Source organism: Pseudomonas chlororaphis (assembly GCF_001921865.1).
GTDB classification, from domain to species: domain Bacteria; phylum Pseudomonadota; class Gammaproteobacteria; order Pseudomonadales; family Pseudomonadaceae; genus Aquipseudomonas; species Aquipseudomonas chlororaphis_D.
Genome location: NZ_MSCT01000010.1, coordinates 41,356 through 56,780 on the forward strand (window position 1 = coordinate 41,356; position 15,425 = coordinate 56,780).

General features: G+C 60.6%; 7 protein-coding genes and 4 pseudogenes. 8 read left to right on the forward strand and 3 right to left on the reverse strand.

Translation table 11 applies throughout. The features are described 5' to 3' along the window. Window positions 1–47 precede the first annotated feature (47 nt). The 6 genes and pseudogenes from BTN82_RS31850 to BTN82_RS31510 form a co-directional block, all read left to right on the forward strand. Window positions 48–3,770 (forward strand): annotated as a pseudogene (locus BTN82_RS31850) (ESPR-type extended signal peptide-containing protein); the annotation flags it as partial. 210 nt (window positions 3,771–3,980) lie between these two features. After that, window positions 3,981–4,077, forward strand: a pseudogene (locus BTN82_RS31855) (hypothetical protein); the annotation flags it as partial. A gap of 77 nt (window positions 4,078–4,154) precedes the next feature. Next, window positions 4,155–8,879 (forward strand): annotated as a pseudogene (locus BTN82_RS31860) (YadA-like family protein); the annotation flags it as partial. Window positions 8,880–8,932: 53 nt separating this feature from the next. Next, complete coding sequence (locus tag BTN82_RS12670) at window positions 8,933–9,829, forward strand: hypothetical protein (protein WP_075119454.1); 897 nt, start codon at window positions 8,933–8,935, stop codon at window positions 9,827–9,829. Between the two features lie 53 nt (window positions 9,830–9,882). Then, window positions 9,883–10,152, forward strand: coding sequence for an Arc family DNA-binding protein (locus tag BTN82_RS12675; RefSeq protein ID WP_075119455.1), 270 nt, complete (start codon window positions 9,883–9,885; stop codon window positions 10,150–10,152). A gap of 195 nt (window positions 10,153–10,347) precedes the next feature. Continuing rightward, window positions 10,348–10,425 (forward strand): annotated as a pseudogene (locus tag BTN82_RS31510) (PAAR domain-containing protein); the annotation flags it as partial. A 45-nt stretch (window positions 10,426–10,470) separates the two neighbouring features. Here the strand turns inward: BTN82_RS31510 and BTN82_RS12680 are convergent. Beyond that, window positions 10,471–10,950, reverse strand: coding sequence for a DUF6392 family protein (locus tag BTN82_RS12680; RefSeq protein ID WP_075119456.1), 480 nt, complete (start codon window positions 10,948–10,950; stop codon window positions 10,471–10,473). Further along, the gene (locus BTN82_RS12685) at window positions 10,947–12,488 is read right to left on the reverse strand and encodes an S-type pyocin domain-containing protein (protein WP_075119457.1); all 1,542 of its coding nucleotides are present in this window, start codon (window positions 12,486–12,488) and stop codon (window positions 10,947–10,949) included. Before BTN82_RS12685 ends, BTN82_RS12680 begins: the two co-directional genes overlap by 4 nt. 421 nt (window positions 12,489–12,909) lie before the next feature. Here BTN82_RS12685 and BTN82_RS12690 point away from each other — a divergent pair, with 421 nt between their 5' ends. Both BTN82_RS12690 and BTN82_RS12695 read left to right on the forward strand, forming a co-directional pair. Next, a complete protein-coding gene (locus BTN82_RS12690; RefSeq protein ID WP_075119458.1) occupies window positions 12,910–13,191 on the forward strand; it encodes a DUF3077 domain-containing protein in 282 nt (93 codons plus the stop codon). 406 nt (window positions 13,192–13,597) lie between these two features. Then, window positions 13,598–14,395: a formyl transferase gene (locus tag BTN82_RS12695; RefSeq protein WP_261792960.1), complete on the forward strand. Its 798-nt coding sequence runs from the start codon at window positions 13,598–13,600 to the stop codon at window positions 14,393–14,395. A gap of 175 nt (window positions 14,396–14,570) precedes the next feature. Here the strand turns inward: BTN82_RS12695 and BTN82_RS12700 are convergent, their stop codons facing one another. Next, the gene (locus BTN82_RS12700) at window positions 14,571–15,353 is read right to left on the reverse strand and encodes a type 1 glutamine amidotransferase domain-containing protein (RefSeq protein WP_261792961.1); all 783 of its coding nucleotides are present in this window, start codon (window positions 15,351–15,353) and stop codon (window positions 14,571–14,573) included. Window positions 15,354–15,425: the final 72 nt, after the last annotated feature.

Here is a 15,425-nt window from a genome sequence, read left to right on the forward strand (position 1 = left end):
CCATGGATGACGCAGATTTCGGAGGTTGGCTCAATGCCAGTTGAGTGATGAATAGAATATTTTCGGTAGTGTGGAATACATCGCTGGGTTGCTGGGTAGTTGTTTCGGAACTTGCCAGCAAGAAGGCCAAGAGTGGGCCGGCAGGGCAGCGTAACCGGGGGGGGATAGTCTTTCCTGCATGGCTCGGACAATTGTGCTCGCTGAGTCCACTGGTCGTGGCCTTGAGTTTAGTCGGCGGATGGTCTGAGCCAGGATATGCGGCCGTTTATGTGCCATCAGGATCATGCGTTACCGGCACTGGTGCTGCCGTTGGCAGGTCCCCTGACGCAGGGGGGACCACCGCCCCAACGGGCGATACGGGTACTTATGCGACCATTACAGGTTGCGGTGCTGATGGGCACGGTGTCACTGCAGCCACTACCTATGGCAGTCTTTCCGATGTTACGGGGGCGGGTGGGGCAGCGTTCGGCTTTCTTGCCAGTGCCGCGAAGTGGGGGACCGCGCTGGGGTTGGAGTCCATTGCATCGGGTATCGCAAGTACCGCCGCGGGTTTTGGTAGCAATGCGCTTGGCGTCAATAGCGTGGCCATCGGTGGTTCGGCCGCCAACTCGGCCGGCACTGCTGCGCTTACTGTGGCCAACTCCACCACTGCGTCCGACGACGGTGCGATTGCCATCGGGAGTAACACAACCCGCGGAGCCCAGGCCGGAGCGAAAAACTCCATCGCTCTTGGTGCCGAATCAACGGTGGCAGCTGCCGCCAGTTCCGCTGTTGCAATCGGGCAGTTGGCATCCGCGACCGTCGCCAATAGCGTGGCACTGGGTTCGAACTCATCAGCCACCGGCTCCACGCTGAGTACTCTCGCTTATGGTGTCGGTGGCTCGGCGACGGCGGGCGGTGAAGTGAACATCGCCAACGGCGCCAGCGGCCGTCGTATTACTGGTCTTGCCGCCGGAGCCAATGCGACGGATGCCGTCAACGTCAGCCAACTGAACAAGGTCGGTCAGGACACGGCGACCGCTCTGGGGGGCGGCGCGGCACTCAATGCGACCACGGGGGCATGGACGGCGCCGAGCTATTCGACCAACAGCATCAGCGCGACCGGTGCCAACACCGGTCCATTGGTCAGCAACAACGTTGGTGCAGCACTGACCAACCTCAACACCAGCGTGACCAACACGGCAGCCGTGGCGGTGAAGTACGACGATGCCGCGACTAAAACCCAGGTGACCTTCAACCCGGCGGGTACGGCGGTCAAGTTGACCAATATCGCGGTGGGTGCCTTGACCGCCACCAGCACCGATGCGGTGAATGGCAGCCAGTTGTTTGCGAGCAACCAGAACATGGCGTCGGCCCTGGGCGGCGGCGCGACGGTCAACGCGACAACCGGTGCGTGGACGGCGCCGAGTTATTCCACCAACAGCATCAGCGTCACAGGGGGCAACACCGGCCCATTGGTCAGCAGCGACGTCGGCGCGGCATTGACCAATCTCAATACCAGCGTGACCAACACCGCTGCCGTGGCGGTGAAATACGACGATGCCACCACTAAAACTCAGGTGACCTTCAACCCGGCAGGCAGCTCGGTGAAATTGACCAATGTCGCGGCCGGAACCTTGAACGCCACCAGCACCGACGCGGTGAACGGCTCGCAGCTGTTCGCGACCAACCAGACCGTCGACAACATCGTCAACAACGGCGCGGGCATCAAGTATTTCCACAGCAATTCAGCCCTGGCCGACAGCAGTGCGGCGGGCCAGGACAGCGTAGCCATCGGCCCGCTCGCGAGTGCGACCATTGCCAACGGCGTAGCGCTGGGCGCCAACTCGTCGGCCACGGGCACAACGTTGGCCAATGCGGCTTATGGCGTTGGCGGGGTGGCGACTGGGGGCGAAGTGAACATCGCCAACGGCGCTGATGGTCGTCGCATCACTGGCCTTGCTGCTGGTTCCAGCGCGACCGATGCCGTCAATGTCAGCCAACTGAATAAAGCAGGGCAAGACATCGCGACGGCTCTAGGCGGCGCAGCGCTTGATGCAACCACCGGCGTGTGGACAGCACCGAGTTATTCCACCAACAGCATCAGTGCAACCGGTGCCAACACCGGCCCATTGGTCAGCAACAACGTCGGCGCTGCATTGACCAATCTCAATACCAGCGTGACCAACACCGCTGCCGTGGCGGTGAAATACGACGATGCCACCACTAAAACTCAGGTGACCTTCAACCCGGCAGGCAGCTCGGTGAAATTGACCAATGTCGCGGCCGGAACCTTGAACGCCACCAGCACCGACGCAGTGAACGGCTCGCAGCTGTTCGCGACCAACCAGACCGTCGACAACCTGGTCAACAACGGCGCGGGCATCAAGTACTTTCACAGCAACTCGACCCTCGCCGACAGTAACGCAACCGGCCAGGACAGTGTGGCGATGGGACCAGCCGCTGTTTCCAGTGGTGCCAACAGCGTTGCGCTGGGCAACGGCGCTGCGGCCGGTTTCGACAGCAGCGTTGCCTTGGGCGCCGGCTCATCCGCAACGGGCACAACATTGGCCAATGCGGCTTATGGCGTTGGCGGTGCGGCGACAGGTGGTGAAGTGAACATCGCCAACGGCGCTGATGGCCGTCGTATTACTGGCCTTGCCGCCGGCTCCAGCGCGACCGATGCCGTCAACGTCAGCCAACTGAATAAAGCAGGGCAGGACACGGCGACCGCTCTGGGCGGTGGTGCGGCGCTTGATGCATCCACCGGTGCATGGACGGCGCCGAGCTATTCGACCAATGGCATCAGCGCGACCGGTGCCAACACCGGCCCGCTGGTCAGCAACAACGTCGGCGCGGCACTTAGCGATCTCAACACCAGCGTGACCAACACGGCTGCCGTGGCGGTGAAATACGACGATGCCACCACTAAAACCCAGGTGACCTTCAACCCGGCGGGCACGGCGGTGAAGTTGACCAATGTCGCAGCCGGAACCTTGAACGCCACCAGCACCGACGCAGTGAACGGCTCGCAGCTGTTCGCGACCAACCAGACCGTCGACAACCTCGTCAACAACGGCGCCGGCATCAAATATTTCCACAGCAACTCGATCCTCGCCGACAGCAGCGCGACCGGTCAGGACAGCGTGGCGATGGGACCGACGGCGGTTTCCGCAGGTGCCAACAGCGTTGCGCTGGGCAATGGCGCCACGGCCAGTTTCGACAACAGTGTTGCCTTGGGCTCTGGCTCATCCGCAACGGGCGTGACCTTAGCCAATGCGGCTTATGGTGTAGGCGGGGCGGCGACTGGGGGTGAAGTGAATATCGCCAACGGCGCCAATGGCCGTCGCATCACCGGGATCGCCGCCGGCTCCAGCGCTACGGACGCCGTCAATGTCAGCCAATTGAACAAAGCCGGGCAGGATACAGCGACCGCCCTGGGCGGCGGCGCAACGCTTGATGCGAGCACCGGGGCATGGACCGCGCCCAGCTATTCCACCAACAGCATCAGCACAACCGGTGCCAACACCGGCCCATTGGTCAGCAGCAACGTCGGTGCAGCCCTTAGCGATCTCGACTCCAGCGTGACCAACACGGCGGCTGTGGCGGTGAAATACGACGATGCCGCGACTAAAAGCCAGGTGACCTTCAACCCGGCGGGGACTGCGGTGAAGTTGACCAATGTCGCGGTAGGTACGTTGAACGCTACCAGCGCCGATGCCGTGAATGGCAGCCAGTTGTTCGCGAGCAGCCAGAACATGGCGTCGGCCCTGGGTGGCGGCGCGTCGGTCAACGTGACAACCGGGACATGGACGGCGCCAAGTTACTCGACCAACAGCATCAGCGTGACTGGCAGCAATACGGGTCCACTGGTCAGCGACAACGTCGGCGCAGCACTGACCAACCTCGATACCAGCCTGACCAACACGGCAGCCGTGGCAGTGAAGTACGACGATGCCGCGACTAAAAACCAGGTGACCTTCAACCCGGCAGGGACCGCCGTTAAGTTGACCAATGTCGCGGCCGGTGCCTTGAACGCTACCAGCACCGACGCAGTCAACGGCTCGCAGTTATTCGCCACCAACCAGACCGTCGACAACCTCGTCAATAACGGCGCGGGCATCAAGTACTTCCATAGCAACTCGACCCTTGCCGACAGCAGCGCAACCGGCCAAGACAGCGTGGCTATCGGCCCGCTCGCGAGTGCAACCATTGCCAACGGTGTGGCGCTGGGCGCCAACTCGTCCGCCACGGGCACAACATTGGCCAATGCGGCTTATGGGGTGGGCGGGGCAGCGACAGCGGGTGGCGAAGTCAACATCGCCAATGGGGCCAACGGTCGTCGCATCACGGGTCTCGCCGCAGGTTCCAGTGCGACGGATGCCGTCAACGTCAGCCAACTGAATAAAACCGGGCAGGACACAGCGACCGCCCTGGGTGGCGGCGCAGCGCTTGATGCGAACACCGGAGCATGGACGGCCCCCAGCTATTCCACCAACAGCATCAGCGCAACCGGCGCCAACACCGGCCCATTGGCCAGCAGCAACGTCGGCGCGGCGCTGAGCAACCTCAATACCAGCGTGACCAACACAGCCGCTGTGGCGGTGAAATACGACGATGCCGCGACTAAAACCCAGGTGACCTTCAACCCGGCAGGGACTGCGGTGAAGTTGACCAATGTCGCGGCCGGTGCGCTGAACGCCACTAGCACCGACGCGGTGAACGGCTCGCAGTTGTTCGCCACCAACCAGACCGTCGATAACCTCGTCAACAACGGCACCGGCATCAAGTACTTCCACGGCAACTCGACCCTCGCCGACAGCAGCGCAACCGGTCAGGACAGCGTGGCGATGGGGCCGGCCGCTGTTTCCAGTGGTGCCAACAGTGTTGCGTTGGGCAACGGCGCCGCGGCCGGTTTCGACAACAGCGTTGCTCTGGGATCCGGCTCGTCCGCGACAGGTTCAACGCTGGGCAACGCGGCTTATGGCGTGGGTGGCGCGGCAACCGGTGGCGAAGTGAACATTGCCAATGGCGCTGATGGTCGTCGCATCACTGGCCTTGCTGCTGGTTCCAGCGCAACGGACGCGGTGAACGTAAGCCAGCTCAACCTGATCGGCCAAAGCGCAGCGCTGGCCTTGGGCGGGGGGGCACAACTTGATCCCGCCACGGGCGTGTGGACCGCTCCGAGTTATTCGACCAACAGCATCAACGCGACCGGTGGCAACACCGGCCCTCTGGTCAGCAACAACGTCGGCGCTGCCTTGACCAATCTCAATACCAGCGTGACCAACACGGCTGCCGTGGCGGTGAAGTACGACGACGCCGCGACTAAAACTCAGGTGACCTTCAACCCGGCAGGCACCTCGGTGAAGTTGACCAATGTCGCGGCTGGTGCGTTGAACAGCACCAGCACCGATGCAGTGAACGGCTCGCAGCTGTTCGCGACCAACCAAACCGTCGACAACCTTGTCAACAACGGTGCGGGCATCAAGTACTTCCACAGCAACTCGGTACAGACCGATAGCAGCGCAACCGGTCAGGACAGCGTAGCCATCGGTCCGGCAGCGAGTTCGACCGTTGCCAACGGCGTGGCGCTGGGCTCCAACTCGTCCGCCACGGGCACAACGTTGGCCAATGTGGCTTATGGCGTTGGCGGGGCGGCGATTGGGGGTGAAGTCAACATCGCCAACGGCGCTGATGGCCGTCGCATCACTGGCCTTGCCGCCGGCGCCAGCGCGACCGATGCCGTCAACGTCAGCCAACTGAATAAAACGGGGCAGGACACGGCGACCGCCTTGGGCGGCAGCGCAGCGCTTGATGCAAACACCGGGGTATGGACGGCACCGAGTTATTCGACCAACAGCATCAGTGTGACTGGCAGCAACACCGGGCCTTTGGTCAGCAACAACGTTGGCGCAGCATTGACCAACCTCAACACCAGCCTGACCAACACGGCGGCTGTGGCGGTGAAGTACGACGATGCTTCCACCAAAACTCAAGTGACCTTCAACCCGGCGGGAACCGCGGTCAAGTTGACCAACGTCGCAGCCGGCGCCTTGAACGCTACCAGCACAGACACGGTCAACGGCTCGCAGTTGTTCGCGACCAATCAAACCGTCGACAACCTCGTCAACAACGGCGCGGGCATCAAGTACTTCCACGGCAACTCGATCCTCGCCGACAGCAGCGCAACCGGCCAAGACAGCGTGGCTATCGGCCCGCTCGCGAGTGCAACCATTGCCAACGGCGTGGCGCTGGGCGCCAACTCGTCCGCCACGGGCACAACATTGGCCAATGCGGCTTATGGTGTCGGCGGAGTGGCGACGGGAGGGGAAGTCAACATCGCCAACGGCGCTGATGGCCGTCGCCTGACTGGCCTTGCTGCCGGTTCCAGCGCAACGGATGCGGTGAACGTCAGCCAGCTCAACCTGGTCGGCCAAAGCGCGGCACTGGCTTTGGGCGGTGGTGCTCAACTCGATCCAGCCACCGGCGTGTGGACGGCTCCGAGTTATTCGACCAGCAGCATCAGCGCGACTGGCAGCAACACCGGCCCGCTGGTCAGCAACAACGTCGGCGCTGCGCTGAGCAACCTCAATACCGGTCTGACCAACACAGCAGCTGTGGCAGTGAAGTACGACGATGCCGTGACCAAAAACCAGGTGACCTTCAACCCGGCAGGCAGCTCGGTGAAATTGACCAATGTCGCAGCCGGAACCTTGAACGCCACCAGCACCGACGCAGTGAACGGTTCGCAGCTGTTCGCGACCAACCAGACCGTCGACAACCTCGTCAACAACGGCGCGGGCATCAAGTATTTCCACAGCAACTCGGTACTGGCCGACTCGCAAGCCACAGGTCTGGACAGCGTTGCCATCGGGCCACAGTCCATTGCCGCAGGTGTCAATTCATTCGCAGCCGGTTCAGGCGCCAATGCGACGGCTGCTGGTGGTCTGGCGCTGGGGCATCTGAGCCAGGCTCAGGTGGCGGGGGGGATCGCACTGGGTGAAGGCTCGGTTGCCGACCGTGTCCTGGCGCCGACGACGGGGGCGATTGCCGCCGGCAGCGGGGCGATCATCTATGACACTTCGGATGCCACCTTGCTTGGCTCGGTTTCGGTGGGCAAGGCCGGCAGCTACCGGCAGATCACCAACGTGGCGGACGCCACCGACGATCACGATGCCGTGACCCTGCGTCAACTGACCGGTGCGATGGGCTCGTTGAGCTCAACCGGCACGCTGTACTTCCACGCCAATTCGGCGAGCCTGGTGGACTCACTCGCCAGCGGCGCGGAGTCGATCGCTGTCGGTCCGGGCACCGTGGTCAATGGCGACAACGGCATTGGTCTCGGCAATCAGGCCAGTGTCGGTCAGGCCGCCGCCGGTGGCATCGCCATCGGTCGCAATACCCAGGTGTTGCTGGCCTCGGGCATCGCCCTGGGCAGCGCGGCTCAGGCCGCGGCGGAGCAGTCGGTTGCATTGGGCGCCGGGGCCAACGCCAGCCACGCCATGAGCGTGGCGCTGGGTTCGAGTTCGGTGACCACAGTCGGCGCCGAGGCGGGTTACAGCGCCTATCGACTGGCGGCACCGCAGGCGTCAGTGGGTGAAATCGGTATCGGCACGGCACTGGGCAGTCGCAAACTCACCGGGCTGGCCGCCGGCACGCAAGACAACGACGCGGTCAACGTGGCCCAACTGAAAGTGGTCGGCGACCAGGTGGATCAAAACACCACGGACATCACCAACCTGGGCGGCCGCGTCGGCGGGCTCGAAACCCTGATCGGCGCGGGAGGCGGCATCAAGTATCTGCATGTCAACTCGACCAGGGCCGACTCCGCCGCCACCGGTACCGACGCCATGGCGTTGGGTGCCCAGGCCCAGGCCTCGGGCAATGGCTCGGTGGCGATGGGCAGCGGCGCAACGGCTTCCGCCGACGGCAGTGTTGCCGTAGGCAGTGGCTCGAGCGATGACGGGCGCGGCGCAGAAACCTACAGCGGTAAGTATTCGGGGGCGAGTAACGCGACCGCGGGCACGGTCTCGGTGGGCAACGCCACCACCGGCCAAACCCGAACGGTCAGCAACGTTGCCGACGGCAAGAACGCCAATGATGCGGTCAACGTGCGCCAGCTCGACGGTGCGGTGGCCGAAGCCAAGCAATACACCGATGAGTCGATTGCCAATCTGGGGACGAATGCGGGTCAGCAGGAGGGTCGCATTAGCGCCGTCGAAGACGATGTTTCCAACATCAAGAAGGGTACCGACGGCATGTTCCAGGTGAACAACAGCAGCGCAGCCAAACCGAAAGCCACAGGTGTGGATTCGATTGCCGGCGGGGCGGGGGCGGTCGCTTCCGGCAAAAACAGCGCAGCGGTCGGCAGTCAGTCTCTGGCCTCCGGGGAAAACTCCGTGGCTTTGGGCAACGGGGCCAAGGCCTCGGCCAGGAATGCCACGGCACTGGGCAGCAACTCGGTGGCGGATCGCGACAACAGTGTCTCGGTGGGCAGTGCCGACAATGAGCGGCAGATCACCCACCTCGCGGCGGGTACCCGCGGCACGGATGCGGTGAACCTCGATCAGTTGACCCGAAGCGTGGCGGACATCACCACCAGTGCCAATGCCTACACCGACCAGCGCTATGCGGAGCTGAAAAACGACCTCAAGCAGCAAGACGAAACTCTCAGCGCGGGGATTGCCGGCGCGATGGCCATGGCCAGTCTTCCGCAGTCCTCTTCGCCAGGCTCCAGCATGACGACGGCAGCCGCCAGCAGTTATCGCGGCCAATCGTCGTTTGCCTTCGGCGTCTCGCATATGTCCGGCAACGGCAGGTGGGTGACCAAGTTACAGGGCAGTACCGACACCCAGCGCAACGTGGGGGTGGCCGTGGGTATCGGTTATCAGTGGTGACCCGCTGATGGGTCTTGTACAGGTCTTAATCCAACTTTTTCAGGCAAAACACGATGAACATGAAATCCATTTTCGTTGCCATTCTGATCGCTCTGGTGGCACTGGCCGGTTACAGCATGTTCCTGGCAGACAGGCCGACGGATACTGCGCGTATATGGTTGCGTACTCCTGCGTTACCGGTGATTCAGGACGCGATTTTCCAACTGTCGCCCAGGTTCGACGAGCCGCGCAAAACACTGATGATGGAGCAACTTTGCGCGTTGGCGCGAGGCGAAGTGAAACAGCAACAGGTCGACGCCTTTCTCAAGCAACAGGGGATCGACGTGCAGGCTTTGCCTCGACAGGGCAGCCCGTTCTCGTTGTTGGTCAATGGTGATCGGCCTGGGCAGGCCTCAGCCTGTGCGGCGTATCTGGCGACGTCCGTGCTGTCGACCGTCAATGTGGCCGAGTTCATGCGCCCCGTCACCGTACCGCCCGCCAACGGACAGCCAGAGAAATCATCGTTGCAGATCGATAACACGTTGCTGACGTCGGCACTGTCGGTCAAGTTGGCCGTGGCGCGGGCCAACGCCGATATATTCGCCTTGATCGCCGTCGAGCTGCAGCGCAGTCCGGGGCTGACGATACCGCAATACCGTGAACGCGCCGGGCAGTTGTTTACCCGTCTGGCCCCGACATACCTGCAGCGCATCAAGGAACAACTTCCGCCCGCGAACACGCAGTACAAGCTGCTGCAGATGGATGACAGCCGCTTCGTCTTCAGCAGTTCCGTGGGGAGTGTTTTCGAGTTTGGCCGCAACGGCCTGGTCCTGAGTCAGGGCGGTATCGTCTGGTATGGCAAAGGTCGGTTGATGGGGCAGGAATACCCGCTGCAGGTGGAGTGCTTTTCGGCGGCCGTCAAAGGCTTGCTGACATCGCCCGCATCGCCACAGACCGCTTCGATCCAGTGATGGTGTGATGACACACATTAACGATCGAAACACAGGTTGCCCGGAGGTAGGTGATGACTGAAGCAGTCGACAGATTTTTTCTTCGATTACCCGAAGGCTTGCGTCAAACCTTGAAGCGCATCGCGAAAAAGAACCGACGCAGTTTGAATGCCGAAATTGTCGCTCGGATGGAGCGCTCTTTGGCAGGGCCGCATAGCCGCGATCTTGATAGGGCTGGAAACAAGGGGTACTCGATGGGGTTGCACCCTGTAGCGGATGAAAATGACAGCAGAGGCTTCGATGGGAAGCTGAACGCTGCGAACACCTTGGTAGAGCGCCTTTAGTTTTGTTCAGGATGCCCTGGAACAGGGGGTGGATGTGCTTGCGAAACGGTAAGCCGTACCCAGGGCTTTCCCGCTTTCGTTCCTACGACTCATAGCGACTTTTAATACAGAGGGCTGGGAAAGCTCCCATGTTTACGTCTTTTGCCCATTGATAGGGTCGGTGCCTGAATTTCTCAGGCACTTAAGGATGTATTCATGGCCTATGTCATCAGGGAAGGCGACCCGACCACCACCGGTGGGATGGTTATCGCCGGCTCGTCAACGACGATCGTCTAGTACTGCTTATTTATGGGGGGCGTGGCATAACACCGTCCACCATCAATCGTGACCCTTATCGACCAGGGAGAAACTGATGTTGTTCACCGCAAGGCTTTCCAGATAGCCGAGGGTCACCTTGGCATTGGGGTGGGTTTCAGTGGACAGGCGATAAGTATCCGAACCGCCGCGCTTGCCACGCCCGCCCGGAAGTATGACCGGCCCTTGGGATGTCATCGGCTCGCCCAGAGCATTGCGTACAGACTTTTGATCCATCTTCAGGCTGAACGGACTCGGTAGGCTGCCCATATAGACTGGCTGGCCAATCGTAGGCAGCAGGGTAATCATCACCTGCTCCAAACGTCTGTTTTCCGCCCAAAACCACAGCTCGACCCCTGGTGCAGGCTTTTGGATCAAATCTTCGTTGTCACTCCCTTCAAATAGAGGGATCAAGGGGCTATTCGGAACAACACCGGCCGCCACAAGCTGTTCGTACGTTCGGCCGAGCGCGTTTATCCATTGTTGAATTGCTTCTGCGTTCATCGGTACCACCCCTGTTCTTCATTAATCTTGTGCATCTTGACACGAGCATCCTCAAGATCAGTTTCTGAGAAGTTTGCTTCCAACATGTAGGGTTTGATTGCGTCGAAGTTGTTTTCTACCGCTGTGCGCAAATCGCTTGCATCGAGACGTTGCTTGAGCTTGGTATTTCGTCCGCCATAGGTCTCACTGTACTTCTGGTGGACCTGAGCAGGAATGGCGATGCAGGCTGCAGTCTTCATGAGATCGGTGATCTCGTCCGCAGCGAGATGAGCTATTTTCTTCAAATGATGTTTTAAGGCTGCTTGTGACGGCATGTGATCCAGATGTAACCCATCGCGCAAGCGTCCACTGAATGCCCCATAGATATCGACTTCCAGTGGTCTGACTGCAGGTTTGGCGAAGACTAGGTAAAGAGGGGGTACGCCCGAGTCTGCTGGGAACGAGACGATAATGTCTTGCCAGGTAATGTCTTCAGCATCCTGACCGGGGTAATGAGAAAACCTTGAATCTTGGCCCTCTGGAATGGGGTGGACCAACAGGTTGTCAAGGGTTTCCGGGATGCCTGGGTAGGTGGTTGGCGTGTTCACGACAGGACCGTTATTGGGCGTCCAGGTGATATTCAACCCCTCCAGATGCGCCTCCATGGCACTTTTGTCGGTGTTCCATCGGGCTTCGGCGGTGGGTACTCGATCCTCGCCGGACTTGGCGCTGGTGTGGATGCCGTAGATCCTTAGCACTCCGTTTGCATCTCGGCGAAACTGGAAGCGCACGCGAGTGGCAGCCTCTCGAAGACCGCGCAATTGGTGTTCGGAATACAGAGTGCCGTCAGCCATCGGCGATGGCCAAAGAGCCAGAGCTACTGTACTCAATACGCTGCCTGCTGCACTGCCGACAGTGCTCGCTGCACCGCGAAGCGTCCAGCTTCCAAGCCCTTCAGTCACACTAGCGCCTACCGCCCGTCCCAGCATTACACTGCCGGCACTCACATGGGCTGGGATGCCGGAGTCTTGTGATTGTTCAAGAGGAGCCAATAAGGTCAACCGGCCGAAATTGCCTGCCGATTCCAGGGTGTCGCCAGCTTTGGTGGTGCCATGTGGCGTCAGGCACGACTTGGCGAATACATAGGGTGTTTGTGGCTGAGCGATAAAGGTCATGCCGCCTTTTAGATGAGGCTGCGATGAGTCGGCCGCATAGGCGTAGCGCTGACCATCAAGGACGATGTGATTCATATCACCGGCGGTCGGCGCTCGAGCATTGTTGCCGACAGTGCTCGGGATACCGGTTTTCACGCTGGACGAGGCCAGGACGATGCCACCGTTGGCGGTCATGCTGCCATGCACAGCGGCATGGCAGTGATTGATGTAGAACCAAGCCAGTCCTGAGACGATGGGCGAGGCACAGACACAGGCGGTGTGGCTGATACCGACGAGTGCTGCCGGTTGGCCGTCGACAAAGGTATCAGTGGAGCCGTTGGTGATGCTGGTGATGCCACAGAGCGGGCAGGTGACGTGATCGCCTACTTTGGCAAGATCGGCCATATGCAATTTCCTTATGCGGGAAACCCGAGAGCCAAGCAGGCTAGCCTTGCGGGCTGCACCAACGAAATCAGGCGTTTCTGATAGAGCCTGATCTTTATTGCACGACCAGTTGCGAATACGGACGAACAAGCTCCGACAGGCTGAAAAGGGTGGCTATCTGATGAGGTACAGGCGCATTCCCAAGCCTGCCCCGTTAGACATAATCTGCCACGCCTTTGTCGTTGCCCTGTATAGAGCCCGAGACTAGCCTTTGATCGTCGCTGCAAACGCAGCGGCCGGGCTTGGTAACCCGTTTTGATACAGGCGCAACGATATGGAGTTCAATCATGCGCGCTGGCAAACCATTCGCAGATCATTGTTTTTCTAATCTCCTTTTCCTGTCCCATCACTCTCGCTTCCCAAGAGCAAACGGAGGTGCGCTATGAGCACCTCCGCTCCGGTCAAAACCCTCGGCTTCGTCACCTTCGGGCCTTGCGGCGATGGCGAGCAAACCCTGTTTCGCGTCAACGCCGACGTGCCGCTGCACCAAGCCCTGGAGCATGCATCGACCCTGCTGTACTACGCCAAGAAACTCGCTCTGGATGCCGCCATGGAAGAGCAGGGCGAGCGTTACGCCTGGGCCGCGCACTTTCTGGCGGAGATGGGCAAGGCGGTGATCGACGATGTGGGGCTGGGGCTCAGAGAGGAGGTGTTGCAGGCTTAGTGGAGGGATGTTGCAGGGCGCCGTTTCTCGGTGGGAGGGAAGCGGCGTTGTTCAAGCGCCCGGCGGGCCAGAAGCAGACACCCATGGCGAACTCCATTTCGCTGGTGGCTGGTGCCCTACGCCGACGAAGCCCTGGGCAATACAGGAGCTGTTCTCGCAACGGTTCGGCTTGCTGCTGGGGCGCCGTATCGGTTGGGAGCCGCCAGGGGACGTGGCGACGACAAAAGAGCAACTATGCTAGGCCGGGTGTTGGAATGGGTCGAGCAGATCGGGCTTTGCGTCCTTGCGTCGTGGAAAGGCAATGGGAATGGGCACGATCCGCTTGGGTTGAATTGACCGTCGCTGCATCCACGGTCGGTCTGTCGGAGGTCTGACGTTGCGAATCGCTTTTTTGGTGAACCGAGACGTGGAGAGCAATCTCACGCTCAACTTGCTGTTGCCCGAGATTCACGAGAGCACCGTGGGGATATTCCTTTCGGAGAGCGTGGGAGCGGGCAGGCAGGTGCCACGCCTGCTTGGACAACTCGCCTTGATCGAGCAGGACTTCTTCAATGCCTTGCCTGCGGGGGCGATCGGATCGAGCGACCCGCTCGGCAGCGGGCATCGATTCGGTTTTGCAGAACTGCAGCAACGCTTTGGGGTGCCTGTGCGGGTATTGCCCAGCGTGAGGGACCCCGCGGGCCTGCACATGCTGCGGGATGCGGGAGCGGATCTGTTTGTCTCAATCCGCTTTGGTCAAATCCTGTCCAATGAGGCGTTGGTCATTCCGTCACGCGGCGTCCTCAACCTTCACTCTGGCCTCTTGCCTCACTATCGAGGCGTTCTCGCGACGTTCCGGGCGCTGCTCAATGGCGACCCAGAGATCGGCTGTACCCTCCATTGGATAGACAGCCCCGGCATCGATGTGGGCCGCATCATTGAGACGGCGCGTGTGGCGGTCGAGAAGGAGCGCTCCTTGCTGTGGCACATCCTTTCGCTTTATCAACCCGGCGCGGGCCTCATCATGAACGCCATCAGACGCCTGGAGTGCGGCGAGCCCGTGGCGGGGACGCCTCAGGATCCATCGGCAGGGGCCTACTACTCCTTTCCCAGCGAAGAGGACCTGATGCGCTTCACCACACTGGGCTGGCGGCTCTTCGATCGCGAAGACGTTTGGGAGCTTTTCGAGTCGTACGGACTTGCGTTACGCACGCGCACGCTTTGAGCGTGGAGCGGCGGTCAGGTTTCCCAATCTGGGTGGCAGCTCTTGCGTTCACGTTGACGAACTCCACCAGCACGCCGGGCGGGGTGCTGGTCGCTCGTTATGTTTGCAGGGGTGAGGTGCGATAAGTAGAGAATCCGTGCCCCAAGCCACCAAGGCTCCAGCCAGCCTGCCGAGCTTACTGTTTAAGCAAGGCTACCAAGGCTTCTGCTACCGCCTCGCTGGAGTTGGGGTTCTGGCCGGTCACAATCTTGCCGTCGACAACCACATGAGAGGCAAACGGTATGAATGCCTTGTCGTAAGTCGCGCCCAGCGCCGTTAGCTCATCCTGCAAGAAGAATGGAACCTGATCTTTGGTCCCTGAAAGAAGCTCCTCGGCGTTAGAAAAGCCGGTAACGGTTCTATTGGCAATCAAGGGCTTGCCATTGCCATCTTTCAGATTCAGCAAACCGGCCGCGCCGTGACACACCGAAGCGATAAACCCACCGTTGCGGTAGATGCTCTCGGCCATGCTCTTGAGCGCTTCGTTATCCCGGAAGTCCCACATGGTGCCATGGCCGCCCGTGTAGTAGATGGCGGCATAGTCATTTGGGTTCAGCGAGCCTACGGCACTTGTGTTTTTAAGCCTGGAGACAAACGCCTGGTCCTGTATATGAGCCTTGGCTGATGTGTTCATGTACAGCCAGCCTTGACTGCGTTCGTCGATAGGCACCAGCCCGCCGGCAGGGCTGGCAAAGTCCATTTCAATCCCGGCAGCCTTGGCGACATCGTAAAAATCCGTCAGCTCGGTCAACCACAACCCTGTAGCGTCGGTTCTCGTTGGGTACTTCGAGTGATTGGTCATCACCACGAGGATTTTTTTGCCGGCCCACCTCGCACTGGCTCCGGCATTGTCAGCCGAGGCCACATGGTACTGAAGCAGTCCCAGCATGATGATTATGGATTTTAGAAAGCGGTTCATACTCTTCATCCTCGCCATTCGGCGCAGTTAGACATAAAACAAAAAAGGGCCATTCACTGATCAGGCAGAGGT

Bases quoted from the DNA above. Each gene is read 5' to 3' on its own strand.
- BTN82_RS12670 (WP_075119454.1), top strand. From the start codon at position 8,933: ATGAACATGAAATCCATTTTCGTTGCCATTCTGATCGCTCTGGTGGCA.
- BTN82_RS12675 (WP_075119455.1), top strand. From the start codon at position 9,883: ATGACTGAAGCAGTCGACAGATTTTTTCTTCGATTACCCGAAGGCTTG.
- BTN82_RS12680 (WP_075119456.1), bottom strand. From the start codon at position 10,950: ATGAACGCAGAAGCAATTCAACAATGGATAAACGCGCTCGGCCGAACG.
- BTN82_RS12685 (WP_075119457.1), bottom strand. From the start codon at position 12,488: ATGGCCGATCTTGCCAAAGTAGGCGATCACGTCACCTGCCCGCTCTGT.
- BTN82_RS12690 (WP_075119458.1), top strand. From the start codon at position 12,910: ATGAGCACCTCCGCTCCGGTCAAAACCCTCGGCTTCGTCACCTTCGGG.
- BTN82_RS12700 (WP_261792961.1), bottom strand. From the start codon at position 15,353: ATGAACCGCTTTCTAAAATCCATAATCATCATGCTGGGACTGCTTCAG.